This window comes from Paucibacter sp. Y2R2-4, from assembly GCF_025717535.1.
Lineage (GTDB): Bacteria > Pseudomonadota > Gammaproteobacteria > Burkholderiales > Burkholderiaceae_C > Paucibacter_A.
In genome coordinates this window covers 217,888-236,932 of the sequence record NZ_JAJIRO010000006.1, presented here as the reverse complement: position 1 = coordinate 236,932, position 19,045 = coordinate 217,888, and the positions used below count along the sequence as shown (strand labels likewise).

Sequence of the window (19,045 nt, the reverse complement as noted above, 5' to 3'; positions counted from 1 at the left end):
GCTTGATGAGCATTCGGGCGCCCGCTGGGCGCAGATTGATAAAAAGGACTTCGAGACGACTGAGAATTCAAATCTTGAGACAACAAAGTTCGTTGACGAGGAGCGGCAGCGGCGGCGTGCCGGGGTGTTCTGGTGCCTGATCGGCATTGCTCGACCAGTTCAACATGCCTCGCAGTATAAACATACATGCGCGAATGTATGTTAAATCGTCTAAAATAACCTCACGATGGCCAGGAAAACAAAACAGGAAGCTGAAGAGACCCGCACCCGACTGCTGGACGCTGCCGAAATGCTGTTCCAGCAACGCGGGGTGTCGCGCTGCTCGCTGCAAGATATCGCCCAAGCCGCTGGCGTCACACGCGGCGCTGTGTATTGGCATTTCCAAGACAAGGCCGAACTCTTCAACGCCATGATGGAACGCGCCACCATGCCGCTGGAAGAGGGCATGAACCCGCCCAGCATGGTGGAGGGTCACCTCAGTTTGGCCGAGTTGCGTTGGGGTTTGGTGAATGTGTTCTACACCGCCATGCACAACGAGCGCACCCGCCGCGTGTTCGAGATCGCCATGCAAAAGGTCGAGTACAGCGGCGAAATGCAAACCCTGCATGAACGCAAACTGGCCTCGCACCGCGAATGGCGCGGCCAAAATCAAGCCGCGTTTGACCATGCCGTCAGCATCGGGCAACTGCCTGCCGGGCTCAACACCCGGGTCGCTGCCGTGGCCTTGGTGGCCATGGTCGATGGCTTGCTGCACCAATGGATCATGGACCCTGACTCTTTTGACCTGTTGGAAGTGGGCCAAGCCACTGTCGAGGGCTATTTGAGCAGCCTGGCGATGGGCGGCGCCCCCCTGCTGCCGCCGCTGACACCCGAAGAACGCGCCCGCCTGGGGCAAGAAGGTATTTGTCGCCGTAGCTCCGTGCCATCTTCCAGCGCAAATCCGGCGCCTGAATCCGCCCCGAAGTAAAGCACCCCGGCTTTCGCGCCCCGATTTGAGAACTTTTTGCGCGCCTAAGCCCTTGATTTTTGTCGGTATTCCCCGGGTTTGCCCCAAGTCAGAGACAATCGCGGGTTGCCCATTTCCCGAGCCGCCGCCGTGTCCGCACACCCGACCCTCACCGCACCGAAGCCTGCCAAAGCCCTGACGGCCTATCGCCCGTTCTGGGCCAAACGCTTTGGACATGCGCCATTTCTGCCGATGAGCCGGGCCGAAATGGAGCAACTCGGCTGGGATTCCTGCGACATCATCATCGTCAGCGGCGACGCGTATGTCGACCACCCCAGCTTCGGCATGGCGGTGATCGGGCGCACGCTGGAGGCACAGGGCTTCCGCGTCGGCATCATCGCCCAGCCAGACTGGCAAAGCGCCGATCCTTTCAAGGTGCTCGGCAAGCCGAATCTGTTCTTCGGCATCGCGGCCGGCAATATGGATTCCATGATCAACCGCTACACGGCCGATCGAAAAATCCGCAGCGACGACGCCTACACACCCGGCGGCCTCGGCGGCGCTCGCCCGGACCGCGCCACCCTGGTCTACACCCAGCGCTGCAAAGAAGCCTGGAATGATGTGCCGATCGTGATCGGCGGCATCGAGGCCTCACTGCGCCGCATTGCCCATTACGACTACTGGCAAGACAAGGTGCGCCGCTCGGTGCTGGTGGATTCCAAGGCCGATCTGCTGGTCTACGGCAATGCCGAACGCGCGATTGTGGAAATCGCCCACCGCTTGGCGGCCAGACAAAAGGTCGAGACCATCACCGATGTGCGTGGCACCTCGTTCATGCGACGCACCGACGACCCGACCTCGCACGAGTGGTTCGAACTGGACTCCTCCGAGGTCGACATGCCGGGCCGCATCGACGCCCATATCAGCCCCTACCAAACGATTGAAGAAACCGCCGAGAGCAAGGCAGCGTCTTGCGTGACCGGCCAGGTCAAAGCGCCGGGCCTGGACGACGGCGTCAAGCCGATCAAGATCGTGCGCAATGCGGCCAGCCCGGCCACAGCGCCGGCTGCAAGCGCCTTGGTGGGCAAGATTCAAATGCCGCCACGCGAGCGCACCGTGGTGCGCCTGCCCGCCTACGAGCAGGTCAAGAGCGACCCGGTGCTCTACGCCCACGCCAACCGCGTGCTGCATTTGGAGACCAACCCCGGCAATGCCCGTGCCCTGGTGCAGCGCCATGGCGACCGTGATGTCTGGATCAACCCACCGCCGATCCCGCTCAGCACGGCCGAGATGGACCATGTCTTCGACCTGAACTACGCCCGTTCGCCCCACCCCCGTTATGCCGACGAGAACGGCAGCCACGACGGCGCGACCAAGATCCCGGCCTGGGAAATGATCCGCTTCTCGGTCAACATCATGCGCGGCTGCTTCGGCGGCTGCACCTTCTGCTCGATCACCGAGCATGAAGGCCGCATCATCCAGAGCCGCAGCGAGGACTCCATCATTCGAGAAATCGAAGAGATGCGCGACAAGGTCAAGGGCTTCACCGGCATCGTCTCCGACCTCGGCGGCCCGACCGCGAACATGTACCGCCTGAGCTGCAAGTCGCCCGAGATCGAGGCGGCCTGCCGCAAACCGTCTTGCGTCTACCCCGGCATCTGCCAGAACCTGAACACCGACCATGACCCGCTGATCAAGGTGTATCGCCGGGCGCGCGCCTTGAAGGGCGTGAAGAAAATCCTGATCGGCTCGGGCCTGCGCTATGACCTGGCCATCAAGTCGCCCGAGTATGTGAAAGAGCTGGTCACCCACCACGTGGGCGGCTATTTGAAGATCGCTCCTGAGCACACCGAGGGCGGCCCGCTGTCCAAGATGATGAAGCCCGGCATCGGCACCTACGACAAGTTCAAGCAAATGTTTGAGCAGGCCAGTGAAGAAGCCGGCAAGAAGCAGTATTTGATCCCCTACTTCATCGCTGCCCACCCCGGCACCTCGGACGAGGACATGATGAACCTAGCGGTTTGGCTGAAGAAGAATGGTTTCCGCGCCGACCAGGTGCAGACCTTCTACCCCAGCCCCATGGCCACCGCCACGGCCATGTACCACTCAAGCAAGAATCCGCTGAAGAAGATCACCCGCAGCGCTGAGACCAGCGAGACCGTGGACATCGTGCGCGGCGACCGCCGGCGCCGCCTGCACAAGGCCTTCTTGCGCTACCACGACGCCAACAACTGGCCGATGCTGCGCGAAGCGCTGAAGGCCATGGGCCGTGAGGACTTGATCGGTAACGGCAAATACCATCTGATCCCGACCTTCCAACCGGTGACCGATGGCAGCTACGAAAGCGCCCGCCGCAAGAACTCCACGCCCAGTGGCGTGAAGACCTCGGTGGCCAAGCCCTTGGCGAAGCGCAGCGCCGGCGGCGCGCCGCAAAAAGGTCAAATCCTGACGCAGCACACCGGCCTGCCCCCCCGCGACAAAGGCAATCGACCCGCCCCCGCTCGCAAAGCCACTTCACTCAGCGGCGGTGGTCTGCGCAGCGGCGCGGGCAAGAAACCGACTGGCCGCTGACTCAGGCGCGGGTGAACAAGCGCATCACCCGCAATGCCAGCTGAGTCAAGCCCAGCAGTCTTGAGGCGCGATCCGGCCGGCGCATGCTCGTCAGCAACAGCACCAAGCCGGCGATTCCCCCGGCCAAGCCCAGCCATCCGGCCGGGCGTGCCAAGCTGCTGAGTTCGGCCTGCATTTCACTGCGCAACTCGATATTGCGCAGCTTCAAAGCCAGCTGGCGTTGCTTCAATTCGGCGAGTTCACGGCTGAACATGATCAAGACCCCAGAGCGCTGCGATCCCGCGCCAGTTCCGCGGCGCTGCTGGCGAAGGGGCCGCCCGGTTGCCGCAAATGCTGGCCCGCAGCACGCCACAAGAGCAGGGCCGACACCGAATACAAGAGGCACAAGGCCAAAGCCGTCAGCCAACGCCAGGACTCTGGCGTGATCAGGAGCAGGCACAAGCTCAGCATGCCCAGCGCCGCCGCGGCCAGCAAAAGCGACAAGAAGCCCTGAGCCAAGGCGGCAAACAGGCGCAGTTTTTCGGCCTCTAACTCGCTTGAAAGCAGCTCCAAACGCGTTTGCAAAAGCTCAAGGCCATGCCCAAAAAGCCGCTGCGCCCGACCCGCAAGCCCCAGCCCCCCTTCACTTGGCGATGCTGATTTTTCTTGCTGGCTCATCCCGTCCTCCCGGAAATTCGTTTCTATCTCACTGTTTGCCAGACCGATGCTGATGCAAATCGTCTATAACCGCAAACAATCCTTTCGCAATCCGCGCCACATAGGCAATTGCGCGCATAGCGACTCGGTGCACAATCCAATACCCTTACGCAATTGTCAATTCATCGGCTGGAGCACAGGCCCCTCATGCGCGAGACAAACAGTCCGGCTTTGCCCGACCCGTCGGGTGATGATGATCTGCTGGAATTCTTAGATGGCCCGGAACATGGCGATGCCGATGGTGACCATCAAATTCGGCCATGGCGCATCCTGATCGTTGACGACGACAGCGACGTACACAAAGCCACTGAGTTGGCGATGCAAGGTCTGCAGGTCGAAGGTCTGCCCCTGAGCTTTCTGCATGCCACCTCTGCGGCCGAAGCCCGCCAAGTGCTGGCCACCGAGCCTGACTTGGCGGTGGTGCTGCTGGATGTGGTGATGGAATCCGAAGACGCCGGCTTGCAGCTGGTGCGCTTCATCCGCACCGATCTTCAGCTAGGTGCGGTGCGCATCGTGCTGCGCACCGGTCAGCCCGGCTATGCGCCCGAAATCGAAACGGTGCAGGCCTACGACATCAATGACTACAAGACCAAGTCCGAGCTGACCCGAACCCGGCTCTACACGGTGCTGACCGCAGCGATCCGCTCTTACAAGCAGATTTGTGCACTGGAAGCGAACCGTCGTGGCCTGGAGTTGATCGTCGAGGCCAGCACCGAGCTGAGCGGCATGCGCGGCCTGCATCGCTTTGCGGAAGGCGTGGTCACACAGCTTTGCGCCATGCTGGGCATCCTGCCCGAAGGCTTGGTCTGCGCTCAGGTGGAACATGATGCCGATGCCGAGGTGCGCATTGTTGCCGCCGCCGGCCAGTACAGCGGCCTGATCAACAGCCCGCTGTCGGCCGTGCAGATCAAGTCGGTGCGTGAGCGCCTGCAACGCTGCCTGACGCTCAAAGAGAACCTCTACGACGACGGCACTTGCCTCTACTTCGGTTTGTCCAATGGCCGACCGATGGCGGCCTTGGTCGATGTCGGCCGCACGCTCAGCTCGATGGATCAGCAGCTGCTGCGCGCGTTTTGCTCGAATATTTCGGTCGGTTTTGAAAATGTGGTGCTGTACAGCAAGCTGCTGGACCAGGCCTACAACGACCAGCTCCTGCACCTGCCGAACCGCAACCGCTTTGTGGAGTTGCTCGACAAGAACCTGAAAGACCCGGCCGGCGTGACCTTGGCGCTGATCGACATCGATGATTTCTCCGACATCAATGATGCCTTCGGTCACCACTTCGGTGACCAGGTCTTGCAGGCCGTGGTGATGCGTTTGGCGGCCAAACTCGGTTTGAGCACCGCCATGGCCCGCGTCGGCGCCGACACCTTTGGCCTCTTGGGCCCAAATGAGCAGGTCTGCGCAGAGACGATTGCCGATGTATTCCTGGAGCCTTTTGATGTGTCGGGCGAGCGCTTGCAGCTGTCCGCCACCACCGGCTTGGTGCGGCTGACCGAGTCGGCGGCCGTCGGCTCAGAGCTGCTGCTCGATGCACAAATTGCCCTCAAGCAAGCCAAGCAACAGCACCGCGGCTCCTCGCAATACTTCTCGCCCGCCATGGGCACCGATGCACGCGAACGATTCAAGTTGCTGAAGGGCCTGCGCGCCGGCTTCGAGGAAAACCGCCTCTTCGTGGTCTACCAGCCGCAGGTGGATTTACCCTCGGGCAACACTGTGGGGGCCGAAGCGCTGCTGCGCTGGCGCACCGAAGAAGGCACCTTTGTGCCGCCCGATCAGTTCATCCCGCTGGCGGAAAAGTCCGGCCTCATCATCAGCATCGGTGAGTTTGTACTTCGCACCGCCTGCCACCAGCTCAAACGGATGCTGGAGCTGGGCTTTGCCGACTTCCGCATGTGCGTGAATGTGTCGCTGGCGCAGTTCCGCCACCCGGATTTCATCTCGGTGTTGACGCAAGCCATGCGCGACATCGGTGTCCTAGGCCGCAATCTGGAGTTGGAGATCACCGAGTCCATGGCCATGGAAGACACCGAGCTGGTGATGCATGTGCTGGCGGACATCAAGCGCCTGGGCATCACGGTCGCCATTGACGACTTTGGTACCGGCTTCTCTTCCTTGAGCCATCTGCGCCAATTGGATGTGGACCGACTCAAGATCGACCGTGCCTTTGTGCGCGAGGCTCAAACGTCCAGCGCCGGCTCGACGATTGCACAAATGGTCATCAATCTCGGCCGTGGCCTGGGCCTGACCGTGATCGCCGAGGGCATCGAGACCGAAGAGCAACGCCAGTTGCTGCTCGGCCTCGGCTGCCATGAAGGTCAGGGTTATCTTTTCGCCCGGCCGATGCCTGCCGATCAGCTGGAGCGCTGGATGGCTCTGCCCCAAGGCAGTAAAGAGTAAGCGAATCAGACCTTGGCAAGTGCCCGAGCTCGCGGCCGGGTCTTGGCTTTGCAGGCCTTGCAGGCTTTAGCGACGGCTGATCAACAAGCCCAGCAGCAGGCCCACGCCGGCAGCCACACCCATGGACTGCCAAGGGTTCTCATGCACATAGGCATCGGTGGCGCGGCCGGCCGCCTTGGCTTTCTCAAGCGCAGCATCTTGCAGATCGGCCAAATTGTGTTTGGCCCGGTCAAGGCTCGCCTGCACCTTGGCGCGCAACTCCGAGGCGCCCTCACCGGCTTGGCCGGCGGTGGCGCGCAGCAGGCCTTCGGCCTCGGCAACCACCGAGTGCAAATCCTTCATCAGGCGATCTTTTTGGGACTGGCTCAGATCAGACATGGTTTTCTCCTAGGCAAGGCTTGAGGGAACTTCAACACTAAGGCTTTTGAGTGCCGACGCCATGATCCACATCAATAGCGTCGGCGGCAATCCCAAACCCTGCATCTCACAAGGTCTGTCGCTCAGTCCAGCAGACTTTCCGCGGGCACATACTCATAGCCCAAATCGCGGGCGACGGCTTCGTAAGTCACCTGCCCCAGCGCAACATTCAGGCCCGAGCACAAATAGGGGCTGTCATTCAAGGCCTGACGCCAGCCCTTGTCGGCCAGAGCGACGGCATGCGCAATCGTGGCGTTATTGAGCGCGAAGGTGGAGGTGCGCGCCACGGCGCCCGGCATATTGGCCACGCAGTAATGCACTACACCGTCCACCACAAAAGTCGGGTCGGCATGGGTGGTGGCATGCGAGGTTTCAAAGCAGCCGCCTTGATCGATGGCCACATCCACCACCACCGCGCCCTTCTTCATGCGCGAGACCATATTGCGGGTCACCAGCTTGGGCGCCGCCGCTCCAGGGATCAGCACGCCGCCGATGACCAGGTCCGCTGCCAGCACCGATTCCTCCACGCTTTGCACATTCGAGTACAGCGTGCTGATGCGGTTGCCGAACACCAGATCGAGCTGACGCAGACGGTCCACGCTCTTGTCCAACACCGTCACCCGCGCGCCGAGACCCACAGCCATCTGCAGCGCATGGGTGCCGACCACGCCGGCGCCGATGATCACCACATGCGCAGGGGCAACACCTGGCACCCCGCCCAGCAAGACGCCCATGCCGCCCTTGCTCTTCTCTAAGTGAGCCGCACCGGCCTGGATGGACATGCGCCCCGCCACCTCGCTCATTGGCGCCAGCAAGGGCAGGCCGCCGCCGGGGCCGGTGACGGTTTCATAGGCAATGCAAATCGCCTTGGACTTGACCAGCGCTGCCGTTTGCTCCGGGTCCGGCGCCAGATGCAGGTAGGTATAGAGAATCTGCCCCTCGCGCAGCATGGCGCATTCCTGCGGCTGCGGCTCTTTGACCTTGACGATCATTTCGGCCTGGGCAAACACGCTGGCTGCATCGGGTGCAATGCTGGCACCGGCCGCCACGTAATGCTCGTCCAGCAGGCCAATCGCCGCACCGGCGCCGGTCTGCACCAGCACCTGATGGCCGCGCGAAGTCATCTCGCGCACACTGGCTGGCGTCAAGCCGACGCGGTACTCATGATTCTTGATTTCCTTCGGGCATCCGATCTTCATGGCAGGTCTCCGTGGCTTGTACAAGCCTTGTTGTGGTGGCCTTGGTTGTACGACCATCGCGGCGGGCATGCAAGCAAGATTCAAGACACTTCAGCGCCATTAGATTCTCTTATGCTGCGTCACCTCGGACGCGATTGCTAAGCCACAATCACCACGCACCCAAAAGCCAACAGGAGCCCCCATGTCGAGCTGCAAGATTCTTGTCGCACAGGGCGGCGGCCCCACCGCCGTCATCAATCAATCCTTGGTCGGCGTCGTGCTGGAGGCGCGGCGGCAGCACCGGGTCGGCCTGGTCTACGGTGCGCGCCACGGGGTGCGCGGCATCATCAACGAGGACTTTGTCGACCTGACCCAGGAAACCAGCCACAACCTCGAGTTGGTCGCCCAGACGCCCTCCTCTGCCCTGGGCTCCACCCGCGACAAGCCGGATGCCGCCTACTGCCACAAGATCTTCAAGGTGCTGCAAGCCCATGGCATCACCCACTTTTTCTACATCGGCGGCAACGACTCCTCCGACACGGTACGCATCGTCAGCGAAGAGGCGGCAGCCGCCGCCTATCCGCTGCGCTGCATCCACATCCCCAAGACCATAGACAACGACCTGGTCGGCAATGACCACACGCCCGGCTTCCCCTCGGCGGCCCGCTTCGTGGCCCAGGCCTTTGCGGGCGCCAATCTCGACAACGCGGCCCTGCCCGGCGTCTATGTGGGCGTGGTGATGGGCCGGCACGCCGGCTTTCTGACCGCCGCCTCCGCTTTGGGCAAAAAGTTTGCCGATGACGGCCCGCATCTGATCTACCTGCCCGAACGCGTTTTCGATCTCCCGCAGTTCCTGGCCGATGTGAAGACCATGTACGAGCGCCACGGCCGCTGCGTCATCGCTGTCTCTGAAGGCATTCATGACGCTTCCGGCCAAGCCATTGCGGCGCAGTTGGCCAAAGACCTGGAGCATGATGCCCACGGCAATGTGCAACTCTCGGGCAACGGCGCGCTCGCCGATCTGCTCTGCGAAGAAATCAAATCCAAGCTGGGCATCAAACGGGTGCGCGGCGACACTTTTGGCTATTTGCAGCGCAGCTTCATCGGCTGCGTCTCCGATGTGGACCAGCGCGAGGCCCGTGAGGTCGGTGAGAAAGCGGTGCAGTTCGCCTTCCACGCGGGGCGCGACGGCTCGGTGGCCATCCAGCGCAGCGGCACTTACTCCGTGGACTATGCGCTGCTGCCGCTGGAGGCGGTGGCCGGCAAAACCCGCGTGATGGAAGACGAGTTCATCAGCGCCAGCGGCACCGATGTGACCGATGCCTTCCGGCTTTATCTGCGCCCGCTGCTGGGATCGGGCATGCCTGACGCCTTCCGCTTGCGGCCCAACCCCGTGGCCAAGGTCTTGAATCCGGGTTGAGAGAAGGACAGCAATTCACACAAGCGAAATCGAAGCGGAGGATCTGCAATTGGGACGAATGATCGACTACCAACGCCCGGACGGCGCGCTCAGCCAAGCCTATCTGGCCGAAGCCACAAGCACCGATGGCCTGAAACGCCCCGGCCTGATCCTGATTCAGGAATGGTGGGGGCTAAACTCACACATCTGCGATGTGGCTGAGCGTTATGCCGCCGCCGGCTTCACCACCTTGGCGCCGGATCTGTACCGCGGCCGCCAGGCCAATACTGCCGACGAAGCCACGCACCTGAAGCAAAACCTCGACTTTGCCGATGCCACCCACCAGGACCTGGCTGGTGCGCTGAACTTTCTGCTGCAGCACTGCAGCAAAGTTGGCGTCAGCGGCTTTTGCATGGGCGGGGCGCTGACCATTGCCGCCGCCGTGCACTTGCCGGCCCTGAGCGCCGCCAGCTGCTTTTACGGCCTGGCTCCCGCCACACTCGCCAACCCTGCCTTGATCAAGATCCCCTTCCAGGGTCACTTCGCTGACCAAGATGATTGGTGCACCCCTGCGCTGGCGGACGCGCTGCAAGCCCAGTTGCCGGACTCAGCGGAAATGTATCGTTATCCCGCTGACCACGGCTTTTTCAATGATGCGCGTCCGGAGGTGTTTGATGCTGACTGCGCCAAGTTGGCCTGGGAGCGAACCCTGGCCTTTTTGCGTCGCCACCTGCAGGCTTAAGCTTCTTAGGCCGCTGCCCGTTTGGCCAGCAGCGCCCGGCCCACGCGCGAGACCGGCAAACGACCGAGTACGCCGGAGATAAAAGCGCCGGCGTCGACCAGTTTGTCGAGATCGATGCCGGTCTCAATGCCCAGACCATTGAGCATGAAGACCACATCCTCGCTGGCCACATTGCCGGTGGCGCCCTTGGCATAGGGGCAGCCGCCGAGGCCGGCCACGCTGGTGTCGAACTGGTGCACACCCAACTCCAGGCAGGCATAGATATTGGCCAGCGCCTGGCCGTAGGTATCGTGGAAATGGCCGCTCACTTCCACCAAGGGGTAATGCTTGAGCGCCCGCTCCATCGCAGCCTGCACCTTGCGCGGCGTGCCAACGCCGATGGTGTCGGCCACGCCCAGGTGTTCAACACCAATGTCCTTCATCAAACGCACCACGCGCTCGACCTGATCGGCGCTGATATCGCCCTCGTAAGGGCAGCCGACCGCACAAGACAGAGCGCCACGCACCTTGATGCCTGCAGCCTTGGCCGCCTCCACCACCGGGGCGAAGCGCTCGATGCTCTCGGCGATGGAGCAGTTGATGTTCTTCTGGCTGAAGGCCTCGCTGGCGGCGGCGAAGACCACGATCTCATCCGGTCGGGTTGGAATCGCCGCCTCCAGCCCCTTCATATTGGGCGTTAGCACCGCATAGCGCACGCCGGGCTGGCGCTCGATGGCGGCCATCACCGCCACGTTGTCGGCCATCTGCGGCACCCATTTGGGCGACACAAAACTGGTGACCTCGATCTCCTTCAGGCCTGCCGCTTGCAGCATGTGCACCAGCTGGGCCTTGTGCTCTGTTGCGACCGGCTCTTTCTCGTTTTGCAGGCCGTCACGCGGGCCTACATCGACCAGAGTGACACGGCTGGGCAAGTGATTCATCGGGGGTCTCCTTGTTTCGGCCTGATCAAGCCGCAGCTTGCAAACGCAACAGCTCCGCGCCATCGGCGATTTGGTCGCCCACGGCAAACAACAACTCGGCCACCACACCATCACGCGGCGCGCTGATGGTGTGCTCCATCTTCATGGCCTCCATCACCGCAAGCGGCTGGCCCTTGGTGACCGTATCGCCCACCTGCGCCAAAAAGCTGACCAGCTTGCCCGGCATGGGCGCGGTCAAACGGCCACCTTCAGCGGGGCCGTCACCCGCGCGGGCGATCACATCAATCTCGGTCACCAAGCTGCTGCCCTGGGCGCTGAACACCGCGACCACCTCGCCATCGGCATAAGTGCTAACGGTGACGCGCTGCTGCGCCAGGCCTTCGCACAAGAGCAACTCATGCGACTCCAAGCTGCGCGAGTTGACGGCAAAAGCGATAGGCTCACCCGCCACCGTGATCTGCATGCCGCCTTGGTGGTGGCGCGAGAGCAAGACCTCGTGGTGCACGCCCGCAATCTCCAGATCGAAGCGACGCGCCGAGGCGCCATACATGCGCCAGCCGTCGCGGCGGCTCCAGGGATCATTGCTCTGCAGCGTGGCCTCAGCCGCCAGCGTGTGCGCCACCACGGCGGCGGCGCTGATGGTCAAAGGCAGACCGGGCTGCTCGAACAGCGCAGCACGCTCGCGCTCGATCAGGGCCGTGTCCAGATCGGCATTGGCAAAAGAGGCCGTAGCCGCGCATCGGCGCAAGAAGGCCACATTGGTTTGCAGGCCGACGATGTGGGTGTCGCGCAGCGCTGCATCCAAGCGCGCCAGGGCCTGAGCCCGGTCTTCACCCCAAACAATCAGCTTGGCCACCATCGAATCGTAGAAGGGGCTGATGGCATCGCCCTCGCCCACGCCCGCGTCGATGCGCACCGCGCCCCGCTCAAACTGCACATGCTCAGGCCAGCGCGCCACATTCAGCGCGCCGGTGGCGGGCAGGAAGCCGGCGTCCGGGTTCTCGGCGCAGATACGCGCCTCGATGGCATGGCCATGCATGCGCAGTTCATCCTGCTTCAAGGGCAAGGGCTCGCCCGATGCCACGCGCAACTGCCACTCGACCAGGTCTTGCCCAGTGATGGCCTCGGTGACCGGATGCTCCACCTGCAAGCGGGTGTTCATCTCCATGAAGTAGAAACGCCCGTCCTGCTCACAAATGAACTCGACGGTACCGGCGCCGCTGTAGCCCACCGCCTTGGCTGCCGCCACCGCCGCGCCGCCCATCTGGGCACGGCGCTCTTCCGTCATGCCGGGGGCCGGCGCTTCTTCCAACACCTTTTGGTGGCGGCGTTGCACCGAGCAATCGCGCTCGAACAGGTACACGCAATCACCAAAATTGTCGCCAAAGACTTGGATTTCGATATGGCGCGGGCGCTGCACATAACGCTCGATCAGCACTGCATCATCACCAAAGCTATTGATGGCCTCGCGCTTGCAAGAAGCCAGCGCCGCATCAAATTCCTCGGCGGCAAACACCGCCCGCATGCCCTTGCCGCCGCCGCCAGCGCTGGCCTTGATCAACACCGGGTAACCGATGCGATCGGCCTCAGCGCGCAAGAGCGCCGGATCTTGGTCCGCGCCGTGATAGCCTGGCACCAGCGGCACACCGGCCGCTTCCATCAGGCGCTTGGACTCGGCCTTCAAGCCCATGGCCTGAATCGCGCTGGCCGGCGGGCCGATGAAGACCAAGCCGTTGGCCGCGCAAGCCTGTGCAAATTCTTCGTTCTCGCTCAAGAAGCCATAACCCGGGTGCACCGCTTCGGCGCCGGTCGCCTTGGCCGCATCGATGATGCGCTGCCATTGCAAGTAAGAGTCACGTGGCGCTGAGCCACCGATCAAGACCGCCTCATCGCAAGCCTGCACATGCTTGGCTTTGGCGTCGGCTTCGGAATAGACGGCGACGGTTTTGACGCCGATGCGTTTTGCCGTTGCGGCAACGCGGCAGGCGATTTCGCCGCGGTTGGCGATGAGGATTTTCTTGAACATTCTGTTTGTCTCCTACTTCACTCGGATATCGATCCGGGTTGATCTTCATTCATGCCCTGGATAGCGCCGGGGCTTCGCTGACACATCGCCAACCATCAAAGACCGTGCCGGGATTTGCCTTCGGCGAAACCTCCGGTTTTCGCCCCGGCGGGCGACCTTCTTTCTTGGTCGGCCAAGAAAGAAGGTAAAGAAACCGACCCTGCCGCATGGCCCTTCGGGTCCGCTGTGGTGCTCAAGTTCGCAGGGCCGCGCCCAACTCACTGCGCTACGCTGCGTTCAAACAAGGGGCGCGAAGCCAGTGCTTGAAGGCGCTTCGCGCCGCCCGCCAAACCCTGCGCTCCTCACCCAGGCACCACGGAAAACGCAAGACACAAACACACCCCACTTCGAATCAAGCTAAGCAACTAAGCATCAGTGGTATACGGGCCAATAACCGCCGAGAAACGACTCTCGATTACAGCCTTTTCATGCGAGGTCACATGAACAAAATCAGGTTGGGTTTCGCCATTTTGAACGCCATCCCAGCGCATAAAGAACGCCTGCCTAAATCGCTTATCGGCTATTGGATCGACGTACTCGATACCAAGGAGGACAAAGTGCGGGGGAGCTTCTCGTGGCAAAACAAGGGAATCGTTGTACCAGGGCGTTGGGCTATTCGCCGGGATTGGATTGGCTACCGAAAACCGATGATCCAACAATGGCGCCGCGGTAGCATCCACCGGGGTCATGTATATCCGGCCTTCAAGTTGCATTGCTGGGCGCACACCCGCATTACTCAAGGGCAGCATGACCCGAAATGGTGGAGACTGAGGGAGCGGCTTTATGCCTGGCGCTTCGAGAAGAAAATAGGGGCGCTGCCCCTCCCGGGACTCTCGAAAAGTCAATCTAGACTGCCAAACTACAGCTAGTGCGCCAAAGGCAGAGACGGCTCCGCCTATCGCAGAAACTGCCGCCCAAAGGTTCGGGTTTTCTAGAAAACTAGGCATACAGATAGCTGTTAAGGGTGCAGGCAAAGGCAGAAGCCCACCCCCACTACTCAAGAAAGCCGGTATTCCGGGATTCCCCTTCTGCATGGGCGAGGAACGCAGGTTTTGACGGGCGTCGCGAAGCGACTTCAAGGACTGACTTCGTGCCCCTTGTCTGAACGGAGCGTAGCGAAGTGAGTTGGGCGCGGCCCGTCAAAACCGAGTACCGCAGCAAACCCCGAAGGGGCCATGCAGTAGGGGCGGCTTCTTTGCCTACTTTCTTGGGCGCCCAAGAAAGTAGGTCGCCCGCGGGGGCGAAATCCCCGCTGGGCCTTTGCAAAGTAAGCACACCCACGAATCAAATCCTAAGCTCAGTGCGAGTGGCAACTTACCTTGCCGCAACCATCCTCAGCCGCTGCCTGCGGCACCAAATTCGCCTCACTCGCACAACGCATGCCCAGCCGCTCCAACAGCGCCCGGTCCTTCTCCGCCTGCGGATTCGTCGTCGTCAGCAGCTTGTCGCCATAGAACATCGAGTTCGCGCCGGCCAGGAAGCACAAGGCTTGCATGCTTTCGGGCATCTCTTCGCGGCCGGCCGACAAACGCACCATCGCGCGCGGCATGGTGATACGCGCCACGGCGATCGAGCGGATGAACTCAAACGGGTCCAAGGCCTCGGTGTTTTTGTCGGCCAAGGGCGTGCCCTCCACCTTCACCAAGTTGTTGATCGGCACGGACTCGGGGTAAGGGTTCAGATTGGCCAATTGCACGATCAAGCCGGCGCGCTGGCCACGGCTTTCGCCCATGCCGACGATGCCGCCGGAGCAAACCTTCAGGCCGACATTGCGCACGCGGTCCAGCGTATCCAAGCGGTCTTGGTAGGTGCGGGTGGTGATGATCTGGCCGTAGAACTCGGGCGAGGTGTCGAGGTTGTGGTTGTAATAGTCGAGCCCGGCTTCGGCCAGTTGCTCGGCCTGGCCGTCACCCAACATGCCGGCGGTCAAGCAGGTTTCCAGGCCCATGGCCTTGACCTCTTTGACCATCTCGCCAATCGCTTCCAAGTGGCGCTCTTTCGGCGAGCGCCAGGCGGCGCCCATGCAAAAGCGCGTGGCGCCATTGGCCTTGGCGGCGCGGGCGGCTTCCAGCACTTCTTGCAGCGGGATCAGCTTCTCGGCCTTCAGTCCCGTGTCAAAGTGAGCCGACTGCGGGCAGTAAGCGCAATCCTCTTCGCAGCCGCCGGTCTTGATGGACAAGAGCGTGGACAGCTGCACCGCATTGGCATCGAAGTTCTCGCGGTGCACCTGCTGGGCGCGGAAGATCAAATCGTTGAAAGGCAGGTTGTACAGGGCCACCACTTCGGCCACCGTCCAGGTCTTGCTGTTGCGGCGCTCCGCGTCGGTGGTGGGCGTCAGCGATTGGATTTGGTTGACGGTTTGCGAGTGGCTCATAGCGATTCCAAAAAGCGATTCGAAAAGAAAAGAGGAGGCGAGGTTTAGACCAGCTGCGCAAGCAACTGCTCCCGATTCAAACAGGCGGCCACGGCCGCTGCGCTGGGTACGGGCAGCCGAGGCACATGGCCCCAGCAAGGCGCGCCCAGGCCGGCCTCCAGCGCCCCCAGATTGTCCTTCACATGCGGCATGTCGGCGTCCACCTGGTTGGCCACCCAGCCCACCAGCTGCAGGCCCCGGGCACGGATGGCCTCGGCGCTCAGCAACGCATGGTTGATGCAGCCCAGGCGCAAGCCCACGACCAAGACCACCGGCAGGGCCAGATCCACAGCCAAATCAGCTGTGTCATAGCCCGGATTCAAGGGCACGCGAAAACCGCCCACACCTTCCACCAGCGCCAGCTCGCCCAAGGCGGCACTGGCGCGGATGGCGGCCAGCAACGGATCGCGCTCAATGGTCTTGCCCTCCAGCGCTGCAGCGATATGCGGCGCGCAAGCGGCGCGAAACTGCAGCGGACCGACCTGCTCCGGGCTCATGCCAATGCTTTGCGCCGCATGCAGCTGCTGCACATCTTCATTGACCCAGAGGCCATTAACGAAGTCTTGTCCGGCCGCCAGCGGCTTGATCGGCGCCGCCCGCAGGCCCAGGGCCGTGAAGGCATGGGTCAGGCCGGCGGTGACGCAGGTCTTGCCGATCTCGGTGTCGGTGCCGGTGATGAAAAAGCCCTTCATGCTTTTGCGCTTTCTTTCTGGTCCATCTCAGCTGCTGCCGCGCTCAAGGCGGCCAGCAGCTGGGCCACATCGGCCTCGGTGTGCGTGGCGCACAAGGTGATGCGCAGTCGCGCTTCGCCCTTGGGCACGGTGGGCGGGCGGATGCCGGGCACGCGAATGCCTTCGGACTCCAGCCTTGCGGCCAGCGCCATGACCTCGGCATTGCCGCCAATGATGAGCGGCTGCACCGGCGTGTCGGACGGCGGCAAACGCCAGCCCAGGCTTGGATGCCGCTGCAGAAGCACTTCAACGCCTGCGCGCAGCTGGGCTTGCAAGCGGCGCAGATTGGCGCGGCGCGCCTGTCCCAGCTCCCCTTCGATCAAGGCAAAGCTGCTCAGCAGCGCATGCTCAACGGCGGGCGGCGAGGCGGTGGAGAAGATGTAATTGCGCGCGGCCTGCAGCAGGTACTGGGTGACGGTGGCATGGGCCACCACAAAGGCCCCGGCCAGACCGGCGGCCTTGCCCAGGGTGCCGACCAAAATCAGGCGCTCGCTGCGCAGACCGAAATGCTCCAGCGAACCGCGACCCTTCTCGCCCAAGACGCCAAAGCCGTGCGCATCGTCAACGATCAACCAAGCATCGAATTCTTCGGCCAGCGCCAGCAGAGCCGGCAGCGGCGCCAGATCGCCGTCCATGCTGAAGACCGCATCGGTGACGATCAGTTTGATCTTGGCCGTGCTGGCCGAAAGCAGCTCTCGCAGGCCTGCCACATCGGCGTGGGCATAACGCTTCACCTCAGCGCGAGCCAGGCGAGCGCCGTCGATCAGCGAGGCATGGTTCCAGGCTTCTGAGAAGATTTCCGCGCCCTCGTCGCCCAAGGCGGTGACCACGGCCAGATTGGCCATATAGCCGGTGCAAAAACCCAGCGCCCGCGCCTCGGGGATGTGCGGCGCCAACCAGGCCGCCAAGGTTTCGGTCACCTGCTCATGCGCGCGGCTATGGCCGCTGACCAAGGGCGAGGCGCCGGAGCCGCCGCCGTAAATCATCGCGCCTTCGATCAAGGCCTCGGTGATCTTGGGCTCGGCGGCCAGGCCCAGGTAGTCGTTCGAGCAGAACATCAGCAGCTCGCGGCTGCGTCCGTCGGCGCCCCGCACTTGCTGACGCGGCGCGGTCGGGCTCTCGGCCTGACGCAAAAAGCGGGTCAGGCTTTGCGCCTCGATGGCGCGCAACTTTTCGTTCAAGTGATCAAGCAACATGGGGTTGATCCTTGCTGCTTGAATCCGGCGCTTGCGCCAGCACCTCGTCGAGCGTGCGGGTGACGGCTTGCGACAAGAACGCCGCCGACTCGGCATCGATCACATAGGGCGGCATCAGGTAGACCGTGTTGCCGATGGGGCGGATCAGCAGCTCATGCGCGCGCGCCGCCAGATGGAAACGCTCGGCAAAGCGCAAGCCGGGCTCCATCACATCAAAGGCCAAGACCATACCGAGTTGACGCAGATGCGCCACGCGGGGGTGCGCGGCCAGGGGTGCAAAAGCAGCCTTCAACAATTCGGCTTGGCCTGCATTGGCTTGCAGCTGGCCCGCGTCAAATCGGTCCAACACCGCATTCGCCGCCGCGCAGGCCAGGGCATTGCCGGTGTAGGAATGCGAATGCAAAAAGCCGCGAGTGACGTCTTCGCTCCAGAAGGCTAGATAGACCGCCTCGGTCGTCAGCACCAGGGACAGCGGCATGGTGCCGCCGGTGATGCCCTTGGACAGGGTGATGAAGTCCGGCCATTCCGACTTCGTCTTGGGCGCGGCATGTTCCCAGGCGAAAAAGGTGCCGGTACGGCCACAACCCATGGCGATCTCATCAACGATCAGATGCACTTCGAACTCGTTGCACAAGGCACGCAGGCCGCGCAAGTAGTCAGCGCCGTACATCACCATGCCGGCGGCGCCTTGCACCAGCGGCTCGATGATGACGGCGGCGATCTGGCTGGCGCGCGAGCTCAGCAGCGCGCGCATCGCCGCCAGGGCCTGAACCTCATTGCCTAGGCGGGCGTCGGGCGACTCGACGATGTGCGCCTGCATCAAGAGCGGGTCATAGGCATCGCGGAAGACCTTGACGTCGGTGACGGCCAAGGCGCCGATGGTCTCGCCGTGATAACCGTTCTTCAGGCAGACGAACTCGCGCTTCTCGGCGCGGCCAAGGTTGCGCCAGCTATGGAAGCTCTGCTTCAGCGCGATCTCGACCGCGCTGGCGCCGTCGCTGCCGAAAAACACATGACCCAAAGCATGGCCATCCACACCACCGGTGCGCGCACTCAGGCGCTCGGCCAGTCGCACCGCAGGCGCATGGGTGCAGCCAGCCAGCATCACATGCGGCAAGGTGTCGAGCTGCTGCTTGATGGCGGCATTGATGCCAGCATCGGCGTGGCCAAACAGATTGACCCACCAGGAGCTGTTGGCATCGAAGTAGCGGCGGCCTTCATAGTCATAGAGCCAAGGGCCGGCGCCCCGCGCGATCGGCAGCGGCGGCACGACTTCGGCGCGTGCCATCTGGGTGCAAGGGTGCCAAACGGCGGCGCGGCTGCGGCGCTGCCAATCGGCTTGGGTACTGCTGGAATTCATCGACAAGGACC

Annotated in this window: 16 protein-coding genes; 5 read left to right on the top strand and 11 right to left on the bottom strand. The window is 62.6% G+C overall.

Annotated features, from left to right (window positions below):
* Positions 1–226 precede the first annotated feature (226 nt).
* Both LNV06_RS22030 and LNV06_RS22025 read left to right on the top strand, forming a co-directional pair.
* Positions 227–967 (top strand): TetR family transcriptional regulator, encoded by a 741-nt coding sequence (locus LNV06_RS22030; RefSeq protein ID WP_263540460.1) that lies wholly within the window; start codon positions 227–229, stop codon positions 965–967.
* Between the two features lie 129 nt (positions 968–1,096).
* Entirely contained in the window at positions 1,097–3,517 is a 2,421-nt protein-coding gene (locus tag LNV06_RS22025; RefSeq protein ID WP_263540459.1) for a YgiQ family radical SAM protein, read from the top strand.
* A 1-nt stretch (position 3,518) separates the two neighbouring features.
* Here the strand turns inward: LNV06_RS22025 and LNV06_RS22020 are convergent, their stop codons facing one another.
* Complete coding sequence (locus LNV06_RS22020) at positions 3,519–3,770, bottom strand: hypothetical protein (protein WP_263540458.1); 252 nt, start codon at positions 3,768–3,770, stop codon at positions 3,519–3,521.
* A 2-nt stretch (positions 3,771–3,772) separates the two neighbouring features.
* Positions 3,773–4,174: a phage holin family protein gene (locus LNV06_RS22015; protein ID WP_263540457.1), complete on the bottom strand. Its 402-nt coding sequence runs from the start codon at positions 4,172–4,174 to the stop codon at positions 3,773–3,775.
* Between the two features lie 186 nt (positions 4,175–4,360).
* Here LNV06_RS22015 and LNV06_RS22010 point away from each other — a divergent pair, with 186 nt between their 5' ends.
* Positions 4,361–6,613, top strand: a complete 2,253-nt coding sequence (locus LNV06_RS22010; RefSeq protein ID WP_263540456.1) for a GGDEF/EAL domain-containing response regulator — start codon at positions 4,361–4,363, stop codon at positions 6,611–6,613.
* Between the two features lie 66 nt (positions 6,614–6,679).
* Here LNV06_RS22010 and LNV06_RS22005 read toward each other — a convergent pair whose 3' ends face one another.
* Together LNV06_RS22005 and ald are read right to left on the bottom strand one after the other, a co-directional pair.
* Positions 6,680–6,991 (bottom strand): ElaB/YgaM/YqjD family protein, encoded by a 312-nt coding sequence (locus LNV06_RS22005; RefSeq protein WP_411970148.1) that lies wholly within the window; start codon positions 6,989–6,991, stop codon positions 6,680–6,682.
* Between the two features lie 122 nt (positions 6,992–7,113).
* Positions 7,114–8,229 (bottom strand): alanine dehydrogenase, encoded by a 1,116-nt coding sequence (ald, locus tag LNV06_RS22000; protein WP_263540455.1) that lies wholly within the window; start codon positions 8,227–8,229, stop codon positions 7,114–7,116.
* A gap of 181 nt (positions 8,230–8,410) precedes the next feature.
* Here ald and LNV06_RS21995 point away from each other — a divergent pair, with 181 nt between their 5' ends.
* Together LNV06_RS21995 and LNV06_RS21990 are read left to right on the top strand one after the other, a co-directional pair.
* Entirely contained in the window at positions 8,411–9,628 is a 1,218-nt protein-coding gene (locus LNV06_RS21995) for a 6-phosphofructokinase (RefSeq protein WP_263540454.1), read from the top strand.
* Between the two features lie 58 nt (positions 9,629–9,686).
* On the top strand, positions 9,687–10,349 hold the full coding sequence (locus tag LNV06_RS21990) for a dienelactone hydrolase family protein (RefSeq protein WP_263540551.1): 663 nt from the start codon (positions 9,687–9,689) through the stop codon (positions 10,347–10,349).
* A 5-nt stretch (positions 10,350–10,354) separates the two neighbouring features.
* Here the strand turns inward: LNV06_RS21990 and LNV06_RS21985 are convergent, their stop codons facing one another.
* The 7 genes from LNV06_RS21985 to bioA form a co-directional block, all read right to left on the bottom strand.
* Complete coding sequence (locus LNV06_RS21985; RefSeq protein ID WP_263540453.1) at positions 10,355–11,269, bottom strand: hydroxymethylglutaryl-CoA lyase; 915 nt, start codon at positions 11,267–11,269, stop codon at positions 10,355–10,357.
* A 25-nt stretch (positions 11,270–11,294) separates the two neighbouring features.
* Positions 11,295–13,295, bottom strand: a complete 2,001-nt coding sequence (locus LNV06_RS21980; protein ID WP_263540452.1) for an acetyl/propionyl/methylcrotonyl-CoA carboxylase subunit alpha — start codon at positions 13,293–13,295, stop codon at positions 11,295–11,297.
* A gap of 404 nt (positions 13,296–13,699) precedes the next feature.
* Positions 13,700–14,083, bottom strand: coding sequence for a hypothetical protein (locus tag LNV06_RS21975; protein WP_263540451.1), 384 nt, complete (start codon positions 14,081–14,083; stop codon positions 13,700–13,702).
* Positions 14,084–14,631: 548 nt separating this feature from the next.
* Positions 14,632–15,708, bottom strand: coding sequence for a biotin synthase BioB (bioB, locus tag LNV06_RS21970; RefSeq protein WP_263540450.1), 1,077 nt, complete (start codon positions 15,706–15,708; stop codon positions 14,632–14,634).
* A 44-nt stretch (positions 15,709–15,752) separates the two neighbouring features.
* The gene (bioD, locus tag LNV06_RS21965; RefSeq protein ID WP_263540449.1) at positions 15,753–16,439 is read right to left on the bottom strand and encodes a dethiobiotin synthase; all 687 of its coding nucleotides are present in this window, start codon (positions 16,437–16,439) and stop codon (positions 15,753–15,755) included.
* Positions 16,436–17,674: an 8-amino-7-oxononanoate synthase gene (gene bioF, locus LNV06_RS21960; RefSeq protein WP_263540448.1), complete on the bottom strand. Its 1,239-nt coding sequence runs from the start codon at positions 17,672–17,674 to the stop codon at positions 16,436–16,438. The genes bioD and bioF overlap by 4 nt, the downstream gene beginning before the upstream one ends.
* Positions 17,664–19,034 (bottom strand): adenosylmethionine--8-amino-7-oxononanoate transaminase, encoded by a 1,371-nt coding sequence (bioA, locus tag LNV06_RS21955; RefSeq protein ID WP_263540447.1) that lies wholly within the window; start codon positions 19,032–19,034, stop codon positions 17,664–17,666. Before bioA ends, bioF begins: the two co-directional genes overlap by 11 nt.
* Positions 19,035–19,045 lie beyond the last annotated feature (11 nt).